The organism is Herbidospora yilanensis (assembly GCF_001570565.1).
Taxonomy (GTDB): Bacteria; Actinomycetota; Actinomycetes; order Streptosporangiales; family Streptosporangiaceae; genus Herbidospora; species Herbidospora yilanensis.
Genome location: NZ_BBXE01000047.1, coordinates 22,684 through 42,992 on the forward strand (window position 1 = coordinate 22,684; position 20,309 = coordinate 42,992).

The following is a 20,309-nucleotide window of genomic DNA, read 5'->3' on the forward strand; positions in this document are numbered from 1 at the left end:
CGTGGAACCCGCAGAGATCCTGTCGCACACCGGGGGCGGTGCGATCAGCCTGGCCTGGCTGATGATCGTGCTGCCACTCGCCGGTGCCGCGATTCTCCTCATCGGTGGCCGCGCCACGAACAAGTGGGGCCACCTTCTTGGCGTGCTCATGTCGGTCGGCGCCTTCGTGGTGGCGGCCCTCGTGTTCCTTCAGCTCATCGGGCTCGACCCGGCGCAGCGCCGCCAGTCGGTGAACCTCTACGAGTTCATCCCGGGCGTCGCGAACATCGGGCTCCTGATCGACCCCTTGTCGATCTCGTTCTGCCTGCTGATCACGTTCGTCGGCTCGCTGATCCACATCTACTCGATCGGCTACATGTCGCACGACCCGGACAGGCGGCGGTTCTTCGCCTACCTGAACCTGTTCGTCGCGGCGATGCTGCTGCTGGTGCTGGCCGACAACTACGTCGCCCTGTTCATCGGCTGGGAGGGCGTGGGTCTCGCGTCCTACCTGCTGATCGGGTTCTGGCAGTACAAGCCGTCGGCGGCAGTGGCCGCGAAGAAGGCGTTCGTGGTCAACCGGGTCGGTGACTTCGGCCTGCTGATCGCGATGTTCCTGATCTTCGCCCAGTTCGGCACGCTGTCCTACGCGGAGGTCTTCCCGAACGCCGCCCAGGCCTCACAGGGGGTGCAGACCGCGATCGGCCTGCTGCTCCTGCTCGGCGCCTGCGGCAAGTCGGCGCAGTTGCCGCTCCAGTCGTGGCTCCTCGACGCGATGGAGGGCCCGACCCCGGTCTCGGCCCTCATCCACGCCGCGACGATGGTCACCGCCGGCGTCTACCTGGTGGTCCGCTCGGGCGCCGCGTTCTTCCCCGAGGGCAGCACGGCCGGTCTGGTCGTGACGATCGTCGGTGTGGCCACGCTGCTGGCCGGTGCGATCATCGGTACGGCCAAGGACGACATCAAGAAGGGCCTGGCCGGTTCGACGATGTCGCAGATCGGCTACATGATGCTCGCCGCGGGCATCGGCCCGGCCGGTTACGCCTTCGCCATCGGCCACCTCATCACCCACGGCTTCTTCAAGGCCGACCTGTTCCTCGGCGCCGGTTCGGTCATGCACGCCATGAACGACGAGGTCGACATGCGGCGCTACGGCGGCCTGCGCAAGCTGCTGCCGATCACGTTCGTCACCTTCTTCATCGGCTACCTGGCGATCATCGGCTTCCCGCTGCTGTCCGGCTACTTCACCAAGGACGGCATCATCGAGACGGTCATTCACCACAACGCGATCCTCGGCTGGCTTGCGGTGGTGGGCGCCGGCATCACCGGCTTCTACATGACCCGCATGGTCGTGATGACCTTCTTCGGCCCCAAGCGCTGGGACGAGAAGGCCCACCCGCACGAGTCGCCGGCCGTGATGACCTGGCCGCTGATCGTCCTGTCGATCTTCTCGGTCGGCCTGGGCGCCTACCTGATCCTCAGCAACCGCCTGATGGTCTTCCTCGGCCCGGCCGTCGGCCTGCCCGCGGAGCTGCCCGGGTTCCACCCGATCAGCGTCCCCGGCCTGGCGACCCTGGCCCTGGTCGCCGTCGGCGCCGGGATCGCGATCGCCAAGTACGGCCGCGCCGAGGTGCCGGTCGTGGCGCCGCGCGGCTCGTTCCTCACCGTCTTCGCCCGTCGTGACCTCTACGGCGACGCCCTCAACGAGGCGCTGTTCATGCGCCCCGGCCAGTGGCTCACCCGCCTGGCGGTCTTCTTCGACAACCGGGGCATCGACGGTGTGGTCAACGGCCTGGCGGCCGGCGTCGGCGGATCCTCCGGCAGGCTGCGGAAGATCCAGACCGGCTACGTCCGGTCGTACGCCCTGTCGATATTCGTCGGTGCCGCCGTGCTGGCCGGCGCCTGGTTCGTGGTTGGGACCCTGTGATGACCGCCATCCCGTGGCTTTCGATCCTGATGGGCGTGTCCGTCCTGGGCGCGCTCGGCGTGTCGTTCCTCAAGAACGACAAGCTCGCCAAGCAGGCGACGCTCGGCGTCTCGCTGCTCGTGCTGGTGCTGGCCGTCGTGATGACGGTCGGCTTCAGCCCCAACGGCGACCGGTTCCAGTACGCCGAGACGTATGACTGGATCCCCTCCTTCGGCGTCCACTACGCGGTGGCCGTCGACGGTGTGGCGCTGGTGCTGATCCTGTTGTCGGCCGTCCTGGTGCCGATCGTCGTGCTGGCCTCCTGGCACGACGCCGAGCAGGGCAAGCGCTCGGTCCGGACCTACTTCGCGCTGCTGCTCGTCCTCGAAGCGATGATGATCGGCGTCTTCGCGGCGACCGACGTCTTCCTGTTCTACGTGTTCTTCGAGGCCATGCTGATCCCGATGTACTTCATGATCGGGTCGTACGGCGGCGCGCAGCGGTCCTACGCGGCGGTCAAGTTCCTGCTCTACTCGCTGTTCGGCGGCCTGCTGATGCTGGTGGCCGTGATCGCGCTCTACAACGTGGCCGACAAGAACAGCTTCCTGTTCCCCGAGCTCATCGGCGCGGTCACCGACCCGACGACGCAGAAGTGGCTCTTCCTGGGCTTCTTCATCGCGTTCGCGATCAAGGCGCCGCTCTGGCCGGTGCACACCTGGTTGCCCGACGCCGCCGCGCAGGCCCCGGCCGGCGCCGCGGTGCTGCTCGTGGGCGTGCTCGACAAGGTCGGCACCTACGGCATGTTGCGGTTCTGTCTTGAGCTGTTCCCCGACGCGGCCAAGTGGGCGACCCCGGTCGTCATCGCGTTGTCGGTGATCGGCATCGTCTACGGCGCCATCGTGGCGATCGGCCAGACCGACATCAAGCGGCTCATCGCGTACACCTCGATCTCGCACTTCGGGTTCATCACGATGGGCGTGTTCGCGATGACCACCACGGCGGCCTCGGGCGCGACGCTCTACATGGTCAACCACGGGTTCTCGACCGGTGTGTTGTTCCTGGTGGCGGGCTTCCTGATCTACCGTCGCGGCTCGCAGTTCATCGCCGACTACGGCGGCGTGCAGAAGGTCGCCCCGCTGCTGGCGGGCGCGTTCCTGATCGCGGGTCTGTCGGGTCTGTCGCTGCCCGGTCTGAGCACGTTCGTCAGCGAGTTCATGGTGCTCCTGGGCACCTTCGAGCGCTACGCCGTACCGGCCATCATCGGCACGACCGGCGTCATCCTCGCCGCCATCTACATCCTGTGGATGTACCAGCGCACCATGAACGGCCCCACCGCCGAGTCGGTCGCCGAGATGAAGGACCTCAACGGGCGCGAACGCTGGGTCGTCGCGCCGCTGATCGCCCTGATCGTCGTCTTGGGCTTCTTCCCCAAGCCGCTTCTCGACGTGATCAACCCCGCGGTCAAGGAGTCGCTCGTCAACGTGAAGGTCACCGACCCGGCTCCGGTCGTCGCTGTTAAGGAGGGCCAGTGATCACGGCTCCCACCATCGAGTACTTCGCACTGGCCCCGCTGCTGATCATCTTCGGCGCGGCCATCATCGGGGTGCTCGTCGAGGCGTTCGCGCCTCGCTATCTGCGGCGGGCGGTCCACGTCCCGCTGACGCTGCTGTCGCTGGTCGGCGCGTTCGCGCTGGTCATCCTGCAGACGATCCGCGGCGTCCCGACGACCCCGGCGGCGATGGGCTCGGTCGCGGTCGACGGCCCGACCCTGTTCATCTGGGGCGCCATCCTGGTGCTCTCGTTCGTCAGCGTCCTGCTGATCAACGACGAGGAGCAGTTCGTGCCCTCCGCGGCGGCCGTCCCCGGCTCCGCCGAGGAGGAGAAGGCGATCACCGAGGGTGCGGCGCACACCGAGGTCTACCCGCTGGCCCTGTTCGCCATCGGCGGCATGCTGCTCTTCCCGGCCTCGAACGACCTGCTGATCATGTTCGTCGCGCTTGAGGTCATGTCGCTGCCGCTCTACCTGCTGTGCGGCCTGGCCCGTCGCCGCCGCCTGCTGTCGCAGGAGGCGTCGGTCAAGTACTTCCTGCTCGGCGCGTTCTCCTCGGCCTTCTTCCTGTACGGCACCGCGCTGCTGTACGGCTTCGCCGGCACCGTCGACCTGGCCGGCATCCGCGAGGCGCTCGCCACGGCGGGCGGGACCGAGACCCTGCTGCTCGTCGGCACGGCCATGCTGGGCGTCGGCCTGCTCTTCAAGATCGGCGCCGCGCCCTTCCAGGCGTGGAAGCCCGACGTCTACCAGGGCGCCCCGACCCCGATCACCGCGCTGATGGCCTCCGGAACCCTGGTGGCCGCCTTCGGCGCCGTGCTGCGGGTCTTCTGGGTCGCGCTGGGCAACGACAGCTGGAACTGGCAGCCCATCATGTGGGGCGTCGCCGCCCTGACGATGGTGGTCGGCTCGATCCTGGCGATCACCCAGACCGACATCAAGCGCATGCTGGCCTACTCCTCGATCGCCCACGCGGGCTTCCTGCTCGTCGGCGTCATGGCCGTCGGCGAGGCCGCCCAGAACGCGCTGGCGCTGTCGGGCCTGCTGTTCTACCTGGTCACCTACGGCATCACGACGGTGGGCGCGTTCGCCGTCGTGACGATGGTTCGCGACCCGGGCGGCGAGGCGTGGCACCTGTCGCGCTGGGCGGGCCTGGGCAAGCGCTCGCCGAAGCTGGCGGGCGTGTTCGCCTTCTTCCTGCTGGCCTTCGCCGGAATCCCGCTCACCAGCGGCTTCTTCGGCAAGTACGCCGTCTTCAGGTCGGCCGTCGCGCTCGGCCAGGGCTGGCTGACCGGCCTGGTCGTGCTCGCGGTCGTGGCCTCGGCGGCGGCGGCGTTCTTCTACGTCCGCGTGATCGTGCTGATGTTCTTCAGCGACCCCTCGGCCGACGGCCCGACCGTCGTCACGCCGTCGTGGGCCACGTCGACTGTGGTCGGCTTCTCGGCATTCGCTACGGTAGCCCTGGGGGTTTTCCCGCAGCCTGTGCTCGATCTGGCGGAAAAGGCTGCGAAGTCGTTGTTCGTCCAATAAGGGAGCTTTGCTATGGCCGCGCCGCCCGTTGTTGACCTGCCCGTCGCCGACGAGCGGCTGGCCGAGGACCTCTCCAACGGCCTCGCGGCTGTGGAGAAGCAGCTCCGTTCGGCGGTGGAAAGCGAGGACACGTTCGTCACGGACGTGTCCAGACACCTGATAGAGGCGGGCGGCAAGCGCTTCCGCGCGATGCTCGTCCTCCTCGCCGCCCAGTTCGGCGACCACACGGCGCCCGGGGTCATCCCGGGCGCCGTCGTCATGGAACTGACCCATGTGGCCACGCTCTACCACGACGACGTCATGGACGAGGCGTCCGAGCGGCGCGGCAAGCCGTCGGCCAACGCCCGCTGGAACAACACGCTGGCGATCCTGACGGGCGACTACGTGTTCGCGCGGGCCGCCGACATCATGGCCGACCTGGGACCCGAGCCGGTCCGCATCCAGGCCAAGACCTTCGCCCGGCTGGTCCGCGGCCAGATCCGCGAGACCGTCGGCCCCGCCGAGGGCGTCGACCCCGTCGAGCACTACATCGACGTACTGGCCGACAAGACCGGTTCCCTGATCGCCACCTCGGCCCGGCTGGGCGCGATGCTGGCCGGCGCGCCCCAGGACGTCGTGCTGCGGCTGACGGCGGCCTGCGAGGCCATCGGCGTGGCCTTCCAGCTCGGCGACGACATCATCGACGTCGCCTCGGACACCTCCGGCAAGACCCCCGGCACCGACCTGCGTGAGGGCATCCGCACCCTGCCCGTCCTCTACGCCCTCGGCTCCGACGAGAACCCCCGGCTGCGCTCGCTGGTCGCCGGCCCGGTGCCCGAGGCCGACATCGACGAGGCGCTGGAGCTGCTGCGCGCGTCGGAGTCGCTGAAGCTGGCGCGGGCCGAGCTGGAACGCTGGTCGGCGCGGGCGAAGGAGCAGCTCTCCGAACTGCCCGACATCCCGGCCCGCGCCGCGCTGCTGTCGTTGTGCGACTTCGTGGTGGAGCGCTCGGGCTAACCGACCGTCGCCAGTTCCTTCTCCGGTACGGGCTTCTTGGCGAGGCCGTACCGGAGGCTGTCCCACGTGAACACCGCCAGGGCCAGCCAGACCACCCCGAACCCGAGCCAGCGCTCGGCCGGCATGGTCTCCTTCACGATCAGCACCCCGCAGAGGAACTGCAGCACGGGCGCGATGTACTGGAGCAGCCCCACGATCGTCAGCGGCACGGTGATGACCGAGGCGGCGAAGAACAACAGCGGGACCGCCGTCACGATGCCAGAGCTGATCAGCAGCAGGGCGTGCCCCGCGCCGTGGTCGCCGAAGGTGTTGCCCCCGCCCAGGGTGAACAGGTAGATCGCGGCCGGGACCAGCATGACCAGCGTCTCGATCGTGAGACTCTCGGCCGCTCCGACCTGGGCCTTCTTCTTGGCCAGGCCGTACAGGCCGAAACTGAAGGCCAGCGTGAGGGCGATCCAGGGCAGTTGCCCGTAGCCCAGGGTGAGGATGACGACGGCGGTGGCCCCCAGGCCGACCGCGACCCACTGCCACCTGCGCAGCCGCTCACCGAGGATGACCACGCCGAACAGGATGCTGACCAGCGGGTTGATGAAGTAGCCGAGGGCGCTCTCCACGACGTGCCCGGTGTTGACCGCGTATATGTAGACGCCCCAGTTGCCGGACACGAGCACCGCCGCGGCCGTCAGCAGCAGAAGCTGCCTTCGGGTCATCCGCCTGATCCACTTCCAGTGACGCCGGACCGCCAGGATGGCGACCACGGCGGCCAGCGACCAGAGCATGCGGTGGGCGAGAATCTCGACGGCCCCGCTGGGCTTGAGGAGAGGCCAGTACAGAGGGAACAGGCCCCAGAGGACGTATGCGGCGATGCCGTACCAGACTCCTCGGTGCAAATCAGGCATGAACCCTAGTTTGGCTGCTTACCTTGTTTATTACAAATAAGTGGTGTTGGTTTGATAGTTAAGTGGTTCTAACGGAACAAAGCTTGGTGCACCTTGGTTGAGGTGGTCAGGAGGTAGACATGGGCTGGATCTTCGGTACGAACAAGGCGACCATGGTGAGCGCCGGCGACGCGCTCCCGGGACGGTCCGCCACCATGCCGGTGGCCGACCGGCACCTTGTCCTGGGAGCCTCACTGACCCCGCCGTGGCCCGAGGGAACCGAGGTCGCCGACTTCGGTCTCGGATGTTTCTGGGGCGCGGAGCGCAAGTTCTGGCAGACCCCCGGAGTCGTGTCGACCGCGGTGGGATATCAGGGCGGGTTCACCCCCAATCCGACCTATGAGGAGGTGTGCTCCGGGCTGACCGGGCACACCGAGGTCGTCCGCGTCGTCTTCGACCCTGCCAAGGTCTCCTACGAGGAGCTGCTCCGCGTGTTCTGGGAGGCGCACGACCCCACGCAGGGCATGCGACAGGGGAACGACGTCGGGACGCAGTACCGGTCGGCGATCTACACGCACTCCGAGGCCCAGGAGAAGTCGGCGGCGGCGTCGCTGGCGGCTTACCAGGAGGTGCTTTCGGCGGCGGGGTACGGGGAGATCACCACTGAGGTGCGGGAGGCGCCGGAGTTCTACTACGCGGAGGACTATCACCAGCAGTACCTGCACCGCAACGTCAACGGGTACTGCGGGATCGGCGGGACGGGTGTCGCTTGTCCTGTCGGGCTCACTTCCGGTGAGGCGTAGAGCTGCGGCTTCGGCCTGAACCACTGGCCCTTGGTCGGGTCCCTGCGGGGAGCTGATCTCGGGCCAGATGTGTGTTCGGCGACGAGTTTCTTCACGAGCTCCAGTCGAGCTGTAGTGCTCACCATGGAGGACGGGACTGGGCGCACCCCTCGGCGTCGGCGGGTGGGGGTCGCGGTCTCCGTCGGGCGGCGGCCGTCTGGTTAGACTCGACGGATCACGCGCCGGTCATGCCGGTCGTACCATGCCATCTCACTGACTTGCGAGACATTCCATGATCTTCATCACGGCGAAATTCCACGTGCTGCCCGAGTATGCCGACCAGTGGCCGGAGATCGTACGCGAGTTCACCGAGGCCACTCGCGGTGAACCTGGCTGCTTGTGGTTCGACTGGTCGCGCAGTGTCGAGGACCCGACGGAGTACGTCCTCGTCGAGGCATTTCGGGATGGCGATGCGGGAGGTGCGCACGTCCAGTCCGATCACTTCAGGAAGGCGCAGCAGACGTTGCCCCGCCATCTCGCCGAGACCCCCCGGATCGTCAACGCGACGCTTCCGCAGGACGACTGGTCACTTCTCGGAGAGATGGCCGTGCCTGAGTCGTGAGGCAAGCGTGCGATCACCGGCTGGAGGCTCGCCCTCACCTTGCCCGCCGGAGCCACGATCACCTCGATGTGGAACGGCCGCAATTCCAGCCTAGGGTGCCAGACAGTGCGGCGGTGGCGCGCTCTACCAGCTCAGGTGTCATTCCGCTGGTGTCGACGGCAACCTCCCAGTTACCGCGGGCGGCGAACGCCGCGAGGTCCGTTGGCCGACCGCGATCGCCACGGATCGGTTCCGCTCCGGGTACGTCGCTATTCGACCGGCCCCGATTGAAGGTGGTCACTGTGTGTCCACGTTGCAGGGGCCTGCTCCACGATTGCCCGGCCAAGGAACCAACTGCCGCCAAGAACGAGTAACCGCATGCGATGATCCTGACGGATTGCGGCCTTCCTGGCGACCGCCACGGACGAGGAATTTCAGCACGCCCAGATCGACGTGAAAGCCTGTCCGACCGGCCTCGCCACCATCTGATCACAAACGCGACCCCGACGACCCAGAACCGATATCCGCGCACGCCGCCGCCTCTGACCCAGCCCGACCTCCGTGATCTCTTCGCCCGCGGGCTCGTCCTGCCGCAGATCTGTGATCCACGGTCTGACGTTCAGTGCCAGTAGTCCCGTTCTGGGAGCCTGACCCACAGGTCGGGCGGGCCGACGATGGGGCGACGGTCGGTGAGCCGCAGGCCCGCGCGGGCGCAGGAGTAAGCCACGGCCTGCCGCTTGTAGAGATAGCAGTCCAGGAGTTCGTCGGTGGCATGCTCGGGGCTCGGGTCACCGCGGTCGTCCCAATAGATCTGGACGCCGTCGCGGTGGAACCTGCCCTGATTGCCGCTCGCCGCGTTGGCGTACATGGCGTAACAGACGGTGCCTTTCGACAGGAGTTCACCGACTTTGGGAGTGGACGGCATAAATCCCCACGGCTGGGTGACGACGCATCCGCCGGGCACGTCGCTCACACCGACGATGGCCATGGACTCCTTGCCATCGGCGTACCGCGCCACGACCTCGTGGGGGTCTTCGTCGTCGCCGAGCGGGGTGGCCTCCAGGCGCCGCACCGCCTCGGCCGCGCCGATGCCGGACACGCATGCTACGCCCAGCCCTTCGTGGGGGGAGTAGCGGCCCACGGCCGCGTTCAGCCGCCGAGCCTCCGCGACGGCGGCGGTCTCGGCGGCGGACAGGCGCACGCCAGCGGGGCGGTCGGGGAACAGATCGGGAGTGGGGCTGGCCAGGCTGAGCCGGCCGGGGGACCATCCGGCCATCATCGGGCGCCAGGGATCGGCGCCCGCCTCGGCCAGGGCGCGGGCGTTGTCGGGGCGGCCTGCGTAGACGGCGTCCCAGAGCGGGGTGCATCCGGCGTACTCTGCGTCGACGTCACGGACACAGGCGGCCAATTCGGCGATCACTTCCGGGGAACCGGCCTGGGCCGCGACGGTCAGCGGCGGCTCGTGGAAGTCGGTGGGCAGGTCAGGATCGGCGCCGGCGTCGAGCCTGGCCCGGATCAGCTCGAGGTCTTTCCAGTCGTTCCACCTGAGACCGGACCATCCGGGTTTCTGCATGGCAAGACTCCTCGAGACGTCGAACACGTTCGCGACAGAGCATGGCGGCGCCGACCGACATTTCGCGCCGCACCCCAACCAGGTCGATGCGTCACCAATGAGGTTGTCCGCGCTTGATAAGCCACTGCGAAACGGGCACGCCAAACATGGAACTTGGTGGTGGCCCGGTCGTTGACGGATCTGTTGGCCCTGACGTACGGGCCGGTGGCGGTTCTGCCCGAACTGCTCGGCGGCGTATCCGGGGTGGAGGAGGCGTACATCTACGGTTCCTGGGCGGCGCGCTACAGCGGCGAGCCCGGCAGGGTCCCCAGAGACCTCGACGTCCTCGTCGTCGGTGAGGCGGACGAGGACGACCTTTACGGCGTCGCCCGGGAGGCGGAGCGGCGCCTCGGCCGGGAGGTGAACATCCGCCGGACGAGCCGAATCCACTGGGACTCCGCGAACGGCGATCCGTTCCTGGAGTCCGTGCGGTCCCGTCCGCTCGTACGACTGAAGATCGAAGAGGGAAGATCTTGATGAGGTGGGAGCAGGGGCGTCAGGCCGTCGACGGCATGCCATTTTGACATGGCTCCTTGGGCGACCAGTTCGGTGAACATCGGATCGACCCTCTTGATTAGTCCTCTGGCAAGATGGTGAGCCGCTGTCCCTTACGCAGGTGACGTGGGGCCACGACCAGATAATCACGGCGATCCAACGTTGCGACTTCCTGGAGGTCGAAACGTTCAGCCAACGCGATGACACATGCGTCGACAGCCTGAAGGCGCAGGGACGCGTATGCCGTCATCAGCGTGGCGTTTCCTCAATCACCCGGAGCTCATCGTCGGCGATGGCGGCGCAAAATTGAGCGGCGCGCTGAGGGCTGCCACGTCGGATGGGATCAGAGAGCAGGTGGCAGATCTCGTCACGGCCAGAGACGGCGCTACGAGCCTGATCCAGTTTTCCGTGAGGAAGCGCACGCAACGTGCATGATCCTTGTCGGCACGGTTGAAGGCTGCGACGAGAGGACCGGTATCGCAAAGGATCACACGGTAATCGCTCTGTCGGTTTCTTCCTCGTGAGGATAAGAAAGATAATGATCGTGATGGGCGCCGAGGTCGGCTGGGCCTTGTAGCGCTCCGACTAGGGCGGTGAGGTGGCGTGGAAGCGCTGTCTCGTCGGGCGTCTCGTATGGAGCGCCCGAGTTCGAGTCGTCGAACTCCATGCCGGCAGTCTAGGCACCGACTGCCGAGCCGGCCTGGTCATCGACCGTCTGGGCTCGTGCCAGACCTGTTGCCTGGGGTGAACGGTTACCACCAGCAGTGTCTCTTCCGGTCTGTCGGTGGGGGAACTTCGGAACTACTTGCCACTTCGAGTAGTAAACTGGTCGCATGAGTGGGTCTGAGCGGGAGTTCGCCCCGGGGGACGGTCCGGCGGCCAAGGTCAGTGTCTCCCTGCGCGCGGGGAACATCCGGGCGGTCAGGGAACGCGTTGGAGCGCGCGGGTTCTCCGCCTATGTCGATGCCGCGGTTGAACGTCAGATCGAACGGGATCTCCTGGAGGAGGCGCTTCAGGCGAATGAGGCCGCCTGTGGGCCGATTCCGCAGGGATTGCGCGATGAGGCGGCGGAGCTGTTTCGGAGCGTGAAGTCGGCACCCGAGCTGCAAGAAGAGGGCGGATGGCGCGCGCACGAAGCAAGCTGAGCGCGGGCACCGTCGTCCTCGACTGCGAAGGTCTCGTCAGGTGGTGCCAGGCCGATCAGAGGGTGACCGCGATCGTGCGGGAGGCTCAGGACAACGACTTCCGGGTCGTTGTCAGCGCGATGACGCCGATCGAGGCTCAGGACGTCCGGGTGAAGAGTGATCGCCTCCGATGGCATCTGTCCCGGCTGAAGGTCGAGCCGGTGACGGAGGATATCTGCGCACGGGCGATCGAGCTACTGCGTGATGCCCGGCTGCATGGCCACAAATACGCCATCGATGCCGTGGTGGCCGCTACCGCACTGCGTGCGGTCAGGCCGGTGATAGTCGTCACCTCCGACGAGGACGACATGTACCGGCTCTGTGGGAAAACTGTCAAGGTCGTCGGAATCTGAGGCCCACCGGCCACTTGGCAGTGCACAGTGGCCGGGATCAACGTCAAGCTGGGTGACCCCTCCGAGCGGGCCGCCTGCCAGACGGGTCTGGCTCCCACCGAAAAGTAACCCTCCGGGTTCTGCTTGTACGGCTCGCGCCGTCCTTTCGTCGATCCGAAGCCGATTGCTTTAGGCGACAGGACCTGACCGTATCGCTTCGGGGCAAGTGCGCTGGTAGATCGGTGCTTTCTGGCCGGGCTGGCGTAGATTCCGGCTATGACCGCTGCTCCTGAAGAGTACGAGGACATGCATCGACTGGTCGATCAACTGACGCCGGACCAGCTCCATGAGGTACGCGCGCATACCTTGCGTCTCGTCCACTCCGGTGAGGGTGAGTCGGGCCAGGAGTGGCCCCCTTCCTGGTTCGGATCGGTGACCACCGAGCGGGACGACATCGCCGAACACACTGAGGATCTCCTGCGCCAGGGGTATGGTCACGAAGTGTGATCATCGTTGACACCGGCCCCATCGTTGCCGCTGCCATCCGAAAATGACCGCGGGCACGATGTCTGTGCAGGGGTGTTCAACCAGTTCCGCAGAGAACGACGCGAACTCATTGTCCGGCTTTCGTGGCAGGTGAGGTCTCCTACATGCTCGGCAAGATCGGCGGAGCCAAAGTGGAGGCCGGATTCCTGCGCTCGCTGAGATCCGGAATCTTCGACTTGGTGGAGCGCTATTCAGACCGTCCTCTCGGATCGGCGGACGCCTCGGTGGTCGCCGTCGCTGAGCGTCTTCGCATCGCCGAGGTGTTCACCCTGGACACCAGGGACTTCTCCGTGGTGCGGCCCGCGCATGTCACCGCCTTCACCCTGGTGCCCGGCTGACCGCTTCATGCCACCGGCTGCATCGCGTTAGCAGGGACGGGCGTGGCCTGCCCTGTTGGGCTGCGCAGGCTCGAATGCGGTCGGCTCGCCGCGGCAGATCGCCGACACCCTGCCGCGATGCCGCGACGACTACGGCATCGGCCTCATTCCGCTGCTCCGATGACCGCCGCGGGCGCGTCCCGGGTGGGCGACATCCTGGCGCCGAGCACCGCGAGGATCGTGCCGCACAACACCAGCGCGAGGGCCTGCGCGACGGTGACGGCGTTCAATGTGTCGGTGACCTGGTCGGAGCCCGGGTTCAGGTACGAGAGGCGGGCCAGGGCCACGGGCACGGTGAGGATCGCCAGCGCCAGCGGCACGGAGGCGGAGCGCCACCGGGGGACCGCCCGGTGTGCCACGACATATCCGGCGCCGGCCACCAGGAGGGCCAGGCAGAACAGGCCCGAGGGCGGCAACCACGACCAGGCCCAGACCCACGGGCCGGGCCACTGCGGCGAGTGGTTCGACGTCGTCATGGCCCAGGTCGCCGTCGAGACGATCAGGAAGAGCGCGGCTCCCGCGACCAGGGGGAGCGCGGCCGGCCACCTCGGCTGGCGGTGCGCCGGGACGTCCCGGTGATATCCGGCCAGCAGGGCGAGCGTGGCGACGACGAGCACGAGGGACTCCGGCGTGTCCGCCGGGGACAGGGCGTACCCGATGAGGCCGAGCGTGGCCGCCGTCTTCGCGACGCGCGGGCGGGCGCGGACCAGTGCGACGTAGCCGACGATCCAGAGAAGGGACGAGAGGTCCCCGGCCAGGTGCCACAGCCGCTCGGCCGACGCGGGTTCGCCGATCGGCGGTTCGCCGGTCGGGAAGGGCAGCGGGAGGAGGCCGTGGACGTTCAGGGTCTGCGCCAGGTAGACGCAGCTCATCGTGGCCTGGAAGGCGAGGCCGATCAGGGCGGTCAGCCGTACGGTCCGGCCCCAGGCGCCCGAGCCGTCGAGGCGGATGCGCAGCGCGAGCGCCGCCACGCTGACGATCTCCGGCCAGCGTGGCCGGGCGGTGGCGTCGTCGGCGGCCGGTCCCGCGCCGTCGAGGAAGGCCGAGACCATCTCCTCTTCGCGTTCGGCGCGGTAGCCCGCCGGCAGTAGCCGGAGTATGCGCCGGTAGCGATGTTCCAGGGCGTTCACGCCGGGCCTGCCGCGTGCCGGGCGCGCAGCCGTTCGGTCGCGTAGCGGGCGGTTTCGGTGCGGCGTGCGGCCTCCGCCTCCAGGGCGTGGGCGCCCCGGTCGGTCAGTCGGTAGTACCGCCGCAGTCGTCCCTGATGGGCCTCTTCGCGGTCGAGTGAGAGGAGTTCGTCGGCGGCCAGCCGGTCGAGCACGCCGTACAGGGTGCCGATCTTGAGCTGGACGCGCCCCTCGGAGAGCCGCTCGACCTCCTGGACGATCCCATAGCCGTGGCGGGACTCGTCTGCCAGTGCGGTGAGGACGAGGAACGCCTGCTCCGTCATGCCTCTTGAGTTCATGGGGCTCAGCATATCTTGTTAGGCAAGATATCGTGGCTCGCGTTCCATCTCGTGGGACGCGAGCCGTGGGTCGCTCAGTGGTGTGACGTGTGGGTGAGGCTTCGGCGGGTGGCTTCCCGGTGTGCGCTCATCCGGGCGTGGATCCGCTGGTCAGGTGGCGGGAGTTCGCGCAGGTAGTCGTGGTCCAGCAGCCAGCTCACCGGAACCTCTTCGCTCGTCTGCGGGGCGGCGGGAATGTACTTGCTGAGCACGTGGTATTGCGTGCCGCCGCCCGGCTGCTGGAACGCGGGGGCGGCCGGGCCAACGTCGACCTGGAACGACTTGGTCACCTTGAACACGTGATAGTTGCACGGGTTCCTGGGATACTGCGGGTTGGTGTTCAGATTCCGGGGCGGCAGCGCGCGCTTGATGAAAAGGTCTCCCATCGGCGAGAGGAACGCGCCCCCGTTGCCGCCGAAACGGTCGAGCAACATGCCGACCTGGAGAAACGTCGTTTTGACGAGCAGTCTGCCGTTGGGGTAATTGCCGGAATTGGCGAATCCGGAATTCGGCGGATAGCGATAGTCGGTCCCGGCCCAGTAGCGCGAGAGGAAGTGCTGGGGCGCGAGGCCGCCCAATGGCACGTAGCCGCGCATGAGTGAGCCGAGATAGCCCTTCCGCGGCAGTCGCACCGGTCCGAGGTCGGGGTCGCCGGTCACATACGGCGCGCCGCAGACCGTTCCGATCTTCTGCGGCGGCGCCGGGTGCCGCAAAGCCGCCGAGGTGTTCAGCGGCTTCATCGGCTGGGCGGAGCTTTCCGCATGCGCGGCCGTGCCGCCCATGGCGCAGACCATAACGCTCATCGCGATGGCCGGCGCGACGCTCCGTCGGTGATGTGGCATGACTTTCCCTGTCGACGTTGACGGCAGATGGGCGAGAAATGACCGACCGGCCGACCCGTCGGCTCAATGGGTCGTGGTCGTCCATTTCCGGACCAGTGATCGACTTCTACATTCCCGGCATCGCGGAGATTGCATTGGCGGCGTCATAAGGGAAGGGCAAAAGATGAGGCGGGAAATCGTTTGTCCGCGATATGCGATTAATGGCGGAAAGTGCGAATTCGTGTGTTTCGGGGTGGCCGGGGGTGGTGTCGTGCGGCAAGCTTGGGGCGTGCACGCCCCCCTCCCCGCGGACGACGTCAGCGCCCCGCGGACGCAGGCCGGCCCCAATCCGCAACACCTGCTGGCGACGCTGCTCGGCGAATACCTCGACTCCTCGGAGGCCGACCTGCCGTCGGCGGCGGTGGTCGCGATGCTCGCGGAGTTCGGCATCAGCGAGTCGAGCGCGCGGGCCGCGTTGTCGCGGTTGACCAGGCGTGGGCTGATCGCCGTGCGGGGAACGGGACGGCCGCCGGTCTATCACCTCACGCCGCAGGCGATCGCCCGGCATCGCTCCCGGATGGACCACTTCCTGAGCTTCGGCGCGCGACCGCCCCGGTGGACCGGCGACTGGGTGACCGTCTCCTTCTCGCTTCCCCAGTCGGGCCAGGCTCCGCGGCACTCGATCCGCAAGGCGCTGGGGGCACTCGGGTTCGCCCGGCTGTACGACAGCGTGTGGATCCGGCCCGGCTCCGAGTCCGGCCCGGTGAAACAGGTGATGCACGACATCCTGGACGGCGTCGACGGGGGCCGATGGTCGGTGATGCACACCCGGTTCGACGAGGAGGCCGGGCCGCACGGTCCGGCCGCCGCCTATGACCTGGCCGGTCTCGCGTCGGCGTACGAGGCGTTCGTCGCGCGGTACTCCGGCCTGCGGGTGGCCGTCCGCGAGGGCGAGGTCGACGCCACCCGGGCGCTGGTGGCCCGGACCTCCGTCATGGATTCCTGGCGGAAGTTCCCGGACGTCGACCCGGACCTTCCCGAGCATCTGCTGCCCGTGCCGTGGCCACGCCAGGCGGCCAGAGACCTGCTGCTGGAGGTGCATTCCGCTCTCGGCTCGCTCGCCGAGGCGCGACTCATCGAGATCGCGACCCCTCATTGGCCGGACGCCGCGTCCTGGATCACGCACTTCCAGGCGTCGGAGGACTCCCTTTCGGTTCGGGCCCGCAGGGATCGCTGAAGGAAACTTTCACTCTCTGATCTGCACCGGGGCCGGGCCCGGATCCCACTGTTCCAGGGGCGTTCCCGGTCTGCGCGCCGCACCTGTCAATCGGCCCAGTGCAGTTGTTTGACACTTTTTATCACCGCAGTGACAGTAACTGCACGTCGCGAACGCCTTCGGAGGGTGAAGTGAGGAAACGCACGATCATCAGCGCGGGATTGGCCGCGGTCGTCCCGTTATTGGCAGGAATAGTGGCGCTCACCGTGTCGCCGGTCGCCGCGGCGGTCGGCGGTTCGGGCCCGTACCCCGCCGATTGGGACGGCAGCCTGCAGAACCACACCGTCTACCGGCCCGTCACCATCCCGTCCCAGCGACTCCCTATATACGTGTGGGGCAACGGCGGTTGCTCCGCCAACGGGTTGTCGCAGGCGAACTTCCTGCGTGAGATCGCCTCGCACGGATTCCTGGTCATCGCCAACGGCAGCCCGAACGGCTCCGGCTCGACGACCTCCCAGATGCTCACCCAGTCGATCGACTGGGCGGTCTCGGAGAACGGCCGCCAGGGGAGCGTCCTCTACAACAGGCTCGACACCGGCAAGATCGCGGTCGGCGGGTTCTCCTGCGGAGGGCTGGAGGCCTACGCCGTCTCCAACGACCCGCGCATCTCCACGACCACCATCTTCAGCAGCGGGTTGCTGAACGACGGCGACGACTACCAGCTCCGGCGGCTGACGAAGCCGATCGCCTACTTCATCGGCGGGACCAGCGACATCGCCTACCCGAACGCCATCGACGACTGGGGCAAGCTGCCTTCGGGACTGCCCGCGTTCATGGGCAACCTGAACGTCGGCCACGGCGGCACCTACGGCCAGACCAACGGCGGCGAGTTCGGCCGGGTGGCGGTGTTGTGGCTGAAGTGGCGGCTGAAGGGCGACACGACGGCCGGCGGCGCCTTCGTCGGCGACAACTGCGGTCTGTGCAACACGCAGTGGCAGATCCAGCGGAAGAACCTCACGCTCGACGGCACCCCTTCCCCGTCGCCCAGCCCGTCGCCCAGTCCCTCGCCCAGCCCGAGCCCCAGTCCCAGCCCGTCACCCGGGACTCAGGGTTGTTCGGCGACCTACACCGTGCAGGACCAGTGGGGCGGCGGGTTCGTCTCGTCCATCAACGTCACCGCGGGCAGCGCCGCGATCAACGGCTGGAGGTTGGCCCTGACCCTGCCCTCCGGTGCGACGATCACCTCGTTGTGGAACGGCGTCAACTCCGGCACCAGCGGATCCGTGACCGTCACCAACCAGAGCTACAACGGGCGACTGGCAGCCGGGCAGAGTGCCACCCTCGGTTTCCAGGGCACCGGAACCGGCGCGGGGGCCACTGTCACCTGCACCGCCACCTGACATAGGCGTCACCAGCCCGTGGCCGGATCGGCCACGGGTCTTTGGTGTACGCCGATACGTGACTCTCCGGAATCAAGTGAATACGATTCGTGCTCATGCGTGCCTTCTTCGCCGCGGCCGTCGTGGCCGTCCCGCTGTTCGCCGCCCACCCGGCCGTGGCCGAAACGCCCGTCGGAGCCCTGATCCTCACCATGACCGTCGACGGCGGAGCGCCGACGGCCGCCAAGCTCTTCTGCGATCCGGACGGAGGCACGCACACCACTCCCACGCAGGCCTGCGACCTGCTCCGGCCGGTGCGGGGCGACCTCGGCAGGCTGACGCACGGACCCGGCCAGATCTGCACCAAGGAATACCTCCCGCACCGGGTCACGGCCGTCGGCGTCTGGGAGGGCAAGCCGATCCGCTACGCCAGGACCTTCGGGAACCGATGCGAGATGATCGCGGCGACGGGGGCCGTCTTCACCTTCTGAGGCGCGTTCAGCGGCGGCGGAGGCGGGCGTGCCGCAGGGCGGGCGGGGTGGTCTCGTAGTTGTCCCTGGGGTCGAGGTCGGTTCCCGGCGGGACGATGGCGTCGACGCGGTCGAGGATGTCGCCGGTCAGGTCGACCTCGGCGCCGGGCAGCAGCCCGTCGAGCTGGTCGGCGGTGCGCGGGCCGATCAGCACGGACGTGACGGCCGGGTGTGCCCGCGCGAAGGCGACCGCGAGTTGCGGCAGGGTCAGCCCGGCCTCGGCGGCGAGGTCGGTCAGTTCGGCGAGCGCGGCGGCCTTGAGCGCGCCGGCCGGGGTCGCCGGGTCATACCGGCCCGGCAGCAGTGAGGCGCGGTGGCCGGTCGCCAGGTCGGCGCGGCCGGAGAGCCAGCCGCCGTTGAGCGGGCTGAACGTCAGGACGCCCATGCCGTGGCGGTGGGCGGTCGGGAACACGGCCGCCTCGGGCTTGCGGGTGAAGACGGAGTACATCGACTGCTCGGTCAGGAACCGGTGGCCGCCCGTGCGCTGGGCGGCCCACTGCGCCTCGGTGATCAGCTCGGCGGGGAACATGGAGGAGCCGAAGGCGCGGATCTTGCCGGCGCGGACGAGGTCGGTCAGGGCCGAGAGCGTCTCGCCGACGTCGGTCTCGTGGTCGGGGCGGTGCATCTGGTAGAGGTCGATGTGGTCGACGTCGAGGCGGCGCAGGCTGTCGTCGACCGCCCTGACGATCCACCTGCGGGAACCACCCCGCCGGTTGGGGTCTTCGCCCATCGGCAGCCCGAACTTGGTGGCGATCACCACGTCGTCGCGGCGGCCCTTCACGGCCTTGGCGACGATCTCCTCACACTCGCCGTGGGAGTAGACGTCGGCGGTGTCGATCACGTTGACGCCCGCGTCGAGCGCGCGGTGGATGACGTGGATCGCGTCGTCGTGGTCGCGGTTGCCCATGCTGCCGAACATCATCGCGCCGAGGGACAACTCGCTGACGGACATCCCGGTCGCGCCGAGAGTTCTGCGTTTCATGTGGTCAGTCCACCAAGCCGGGCGGTCGGGCCGTGAGCCCGATCCTGCCGCCGCCTTGCCCGATCCTGTCAACGAGGGTGGTTGACTGGCGCGCATGGAGCTCCTGGACGAGATGCGGCGGCTGATCATCCGCCACACCGCCGGCGACCGTCAGAGGACGATCACGGGCGGGGTCACCATCGCGTCCGTGGCGTGTCCGACCCCGCCGGTCGCCACGGTCTCCGAGCCGTCGCTCGCGATCGTCGCGCAGGGCGTCAAGCGCACGGTGCTCAACGGCGTCCCGTACGACTATCGCGCCGGGCAGTACGTCGTCGTGTCGGTCGACCTCCCGGTGATCGGCCAGGCGCTGGAGGCGAGCCCGGACGAGCCGTTCGTGGTCTTCAGCATGGCGCTGAGCCCGGCCGTCGTCGCGCCGCTGCTGCTGGAGGTCGCCGTGACCGGGCCGCCCCCGGCCTTCACCGGGCTGGCGGTGAGCGACGCGACACCGGAGTTGCTGGATCCGGTCGTACGCCTGCTGCGCGTCGCCGACCGGCCCGACGACCTGCGGGTGCTCGCGCCCGGATACCAGCGGGAGATCCTCTGGTGGCTCCTCAGCGGCGACCAGGGCGCGCTCGTGCGGCAGATCGGTCTCGTCGACGGCAACCTCGCGCTCATCTCGCGGGGCATCCGCTGGATCCGCGAGCACTACCGGGAGCATCTCGTCGTCGCCGACCTGGCCGGGTTGTGCGGGATGAGCGCGTCGTCCTTCCACCGGCACTTCCGCGCGGCGACGTCGATGACGCCGGTCCAGTTCCAGAAGCAGATCCGGCTCCAGGCGGCCCGCACCCTGCTCATGACCAGATCGGGGAACGTCGCGGAGGTCGGTTACTTCGTCGGTTACGAGAGCCCGTCGCAGTTCGGCCGCGAATACCGCAAGGCGTTCGGCGCCTCCCCCGGCCGGGACGCCGCGCGACTGGCGGCCGTGGCGCGGAACCGGTGACGGGCTGCCGTCCGGCGTGAAAGTTTCACGCCGGGCGCTGGACGCGGCGCGTGGACCAGACCACTCGGGCCTGCTCCGGCGAGCGGTGGAACTGGAGCCGTACGATTCGGTGTCCGCAGCGCTGCTCGGAC

The 20,309-nt window shown here is 68.1% G+C and carries 22 protein-coding genes; 15 read left to right on the forward strand and 7 right to left on the reverse strand.

The window, feature by feature from the left end; translation table 11 throughout:
- The first annotated feature begins 1 nt into the window (after window position 1).
- The 4 genes from nuoL to AW273_RS33390 are packed head-to-tail and all read left to right on the forward strand — an operon-like array spanning window position 2 to window position 5,960.
- Window positions 2–1,906 (forward strand): NADH-quinone oxidoreductase subunit L, encoded by a 1,905-nt coding sequence (nuoL, locus tag AW273_RS33375; protein ID WP_439648649.1) that lies wholly within the window; start codon window positions 2–4, stop codon window positions 1,904–1,906.
- Window positions 1,906–3,417, forward strand: a complete 1,512-nt coding sequence (locus AW273_RS33380) for an NADH-quinone oxidoreductase subunit M (RefSeq protein ID WP_062357226.1) — start codon at window positions 1,906–1,908, stop codon at window positions 3,415–3,417. The genes nuoL and AW273_RS33380 overlap by 1 nt, the downstream gene beginning before the upstream one ends.
- Window positions 3,414–4,964, forward strand: a complete 1,551-nt coding sequence (nuoN, locus tag AW273_RS33385) for an NADH-quinone oxidoreductase subunit NuoN (RefSeq protein WP_062357229.1) — start codon at window positions 3,414–3,416, stop codon at window positions 4,962–4,964. Before AW273_RS33380 ends, nuoN begins: the two co-directional genes overlap by 4 nt.
- A gap of 12 nt (window positions 4,965–4,976) precedes the next feature.
- Window positions 4,977–5,960 carry a polyprenyl synthetase family protein gene (locus AW273_RS33390; protein WP_062357231.1) on the forward strand — a complete coding sequence of 328 codons (984 nt, stop codon included), beginning with the start codon at window positions 4,977–4,979 and terminating at the stop codon, window positions 5,958–5,960.
- Here the strand turns inward: AW273_RS33390 and rarD are convergent.
- Window positions 5,957–6,859: an EamA family transporter RarD gene (rarD, locus tag AW273_RS33395; protein WP_062357233.1), complete on the reverse strand. Its 903-nt coding sequence runs from the start codon at window positions 6,857–6,859 to the stop codon at window positions 5,957–5,959. The two genes, AW273_RS33390 and rarD, sit on opposite strands and share 4 nt — an antisense overlap.
- 119 nt (window positions 6,860–6,978) lie before the next feature.
- Here rarD and msrA point away from each other — a divergent pair, with 119 nt between their 5' ends.
- The gene (msrA, locus tag AW273_RS33400; RefSeq protein ID WP_062357235.1) at window positions 6,979–7,641 is read left to right on the forward strand and encodes a peptide-methionine (S)-S-oxide reductase MsrA; all 663 of its coding nucleotides are present in this window, start codon (window positions 6,979–6,981) and stop codon (window positions 7,639–7,641) included.
- A gap of 271 nt (window positions 7,642–7,912) precedes the next feature.
- Window positions 7,913–8,242 carry a putative quinol monooxygenase gene (locus tag AW273_RS33405; protein ID WP_030456110.1) on the forward strand — a complete coding sequence of 110 codons (330 nt, stop codon included), beginning with the start codon at window positions 7,913–7,915 and terminating at the stop codon, window positions 8,240–8,242.
- 598 nt (window positions 8,243–8,840) lie between these two features.
- On the opposite strand, the gene AW273_RS33410 is transcribed toward AW273_RS33405, so the two are convergent.
- Window positions 8,841–9,794: an ankyrin repeat domain-containing protein gene (locus AW273_RS33410; protein ID WP_062357237.1), complete on the reverse strand. Its 954-nt coding sequence runs from the start codon at window positions 9,792–9,794 to the stop codon at window positions 8,841–8,843.
- A gap of 171 nt (window positions 9,795–9,965) precedes the next feature.
- Here AW273_RS33410 and AW273_RS33415 point away from each other — a divergent pair, with 171 nt between their 5' ends.
- Window positions 9,966–10,310 (forward strand): nucleotidyltransferase family protein, encoded by a 345-nt coding sequence (locus AW273_RS33415; RefSeq protein ID WP_157556420.1) that lies wholly within the window; start codon window positions 9,966–9,968, stop codon window positions 10,308–10,310.
- 505 nt (window positions 10,311–10,815) lie between these two features.
- Here AW273_RS33415 and AW273_RS37635 read toward each other — a convergent pair.
- A complete protein-coding gene (locus AW273_RS37635; RefSeq protein WP_157556422.1) occupies window positions 10,816–10,995 on the reverse strand; it encodes a hypothetical protein in 180 nt (59 codons plus the stop codon).
- Between the two features lie 166 nt (window positions 10,996–11,161).
- Between AW273_RS37635 and AW273_RS33420 the strand changes: the two genes are divergently transcribed.
- From AW273_RS33420 to AW273_RS38960, 4 genes are all read left to right on the forward strand, one after another.
- Window positions 11,162–11,473 (forward strand): hypothetical protein, encoded by a 312-nt coding sequence (locus AW273_RS33420; protein WP_062357241.1) that lies wholly within the window; start codon window positions 11,162–11,164, stop codon window positions 11,471–11,473.
- A complete protein-coding gene (locus tag AW273_RS33425) occupies window positions 11,449–11,865 on the forward strand; it encodes a PIN domain-containing protein (RefSeq protein ID WP_062357243.1) in 417 nt (138 codons plus the stop codon). Before AW273_RS33420 ends, AW273_RS33425 begins: the two co-directional genes overlap by 25 nt.
- A gap of 255 nt (window positions 11,866–12,120) precedes the next feature.
- Window positions 12,121–12,351, forward strand: a complete 231-nt coding sequence (locus AW273_RS33430) for a hypothetical protein (RefSeq protein ID WP_062357246.1) — start codon at window positions 12,121–12,123, stop codon at window positions 12,349–12,351.
- A 143-nt stretch (window positions 12,352–12,494) separates the two neighbouring features.
- Window positions 12,495–12,728 carry a PIN domain-containing protein gene (locus AW273_RS38960; RefSeq protein ID WP_232327721.1) on the forward strand — a complete coding sequence of 78 codons (234 nt, stop codon included), beginning with the start codon at window positions 12,495–12,497 and terminating at the stop codon, window positions 12,726–12,728.
- Between the two features lie 143 nt (window positions 12,729–12,871).
- On the opposite strand, the gene AW273_RS33440 is transcribed toward AW273_RS38960, so the two are convergent.
- From AW273_RS33440 to AW273_RS33450, 3 genes are all read right to left on the reverse strand, one after another.
- Window positions 12,872–13,897, reverse strand: a complete 1,026-nt coding sequence (locus AW273_RS33440; RefSeq protein ID WP_062357248.1) for a hypothetical protein — start codon at window positions 13,895–13,897, stop codon at window positions 12,872–12,874.
- Entirely contained in the window at window positions 13,894–14,232 is a 339-nt protein-coding gene (locus AW273_RS33445; RefSeq protein ID WP_232327722.1) for a PadR family transcriptional regulator, read from the reverse strand. The genes AW273_RS33440 and AW273_RS33445 overlap by 4 nt, the downstream gene beginning before the upstream one ends.
- A gap of 74 nt (window positions 14,233–14,306) precedes the next feature.
- Window positions 14,307–15,053, reverse strand: a complete 747-nt coding sequence (locus tag AW273_RS33450) for a TNT domain-containing protein (RefSeq protein WP_198168491.1) — start codon at window positions 15,051–15,053, stop codon at window positions 14,307–14,309.
- Between the two features lie 328 nt (window positions 15,054–15,381).
- Between AW273_RS33450 and AW273_RS33455 the strand changes: the two genes are divergently transcribed.
- From AW273_RS33455 to AW273_RS33465, 3 genes are all read left to right on the forward strand, one after another.
- On the forward strand, window positions 15,382–16,329 hold the full coding sequence (locus tag AW273_RS33455) for a PaaX family transcriptional regulator (RefSeq protein WP_062357255.1): 948 nt from the start codon (window positions 15,382–15,384) through the stop codon (window positions 16,327–16,329).
- Window positions 16,330–16,499: 170 nt separating this feature from the next.
- Window positions 16,500–17,708, forward strand: coding sequence for a cellulose binding domain-containing protein (locus AW273_RS33460; protein WP_062357258.1), 1,209 nt, complete (start codon window positions 16,500–16,502; stop codon window positions 17,706–17,708).
- A gap of 95 nt (window positions 17,709–17,803) precedes the next feature.
- Window positions 17,804–18,178 carry an SSI family serine proteinase inhibitor gene (locus tag AW273_RS33465; protein WP_062357259.1) on the forward strand — a complete coding sequence of 125 codons (375 nt, stop codon included), beginning with the start codon at window positions 17,804–17,806 and terminating at the stop codon, window positions 18,176–18,178.
- A gap of 7 nt (window positions 18,179–18,185) precedes the next feature.
- Here the strand turns inward: AW273_RS33465 and AW273_RS33470 are convergent, their stop codons facing one another.
- Window positions 18,186–19,199 (reverse strand): aldo/keto reductase, encoded by a 1,014-nt coding sequence (locus tag AW273_RS33470; RefSeq protein WP_062357262.1) that lies wholly within the window; start codon window positions 19,197–19,199, stop codon window positions 18,186–18,188.
- A 94-nt stretch (window positions 19,200–19,293) separates the two neighbouring features.
- On the opposite strand from AW273_RS33470, the gene AW273_RS33475 reads away from it, so the two are divergent.
- A complete protein-coding gene (locus AW273_RS33475) occupies window positions 19,294–20,178 on the forward strand; it encodes an AraC family transcriptional regulator (RefSeq protein WP_062357263.1) in 885 nt (294 codons plus the stop codon).
- Window positions 20,179–20,309 lie beyond the last annotated feature (131 nt).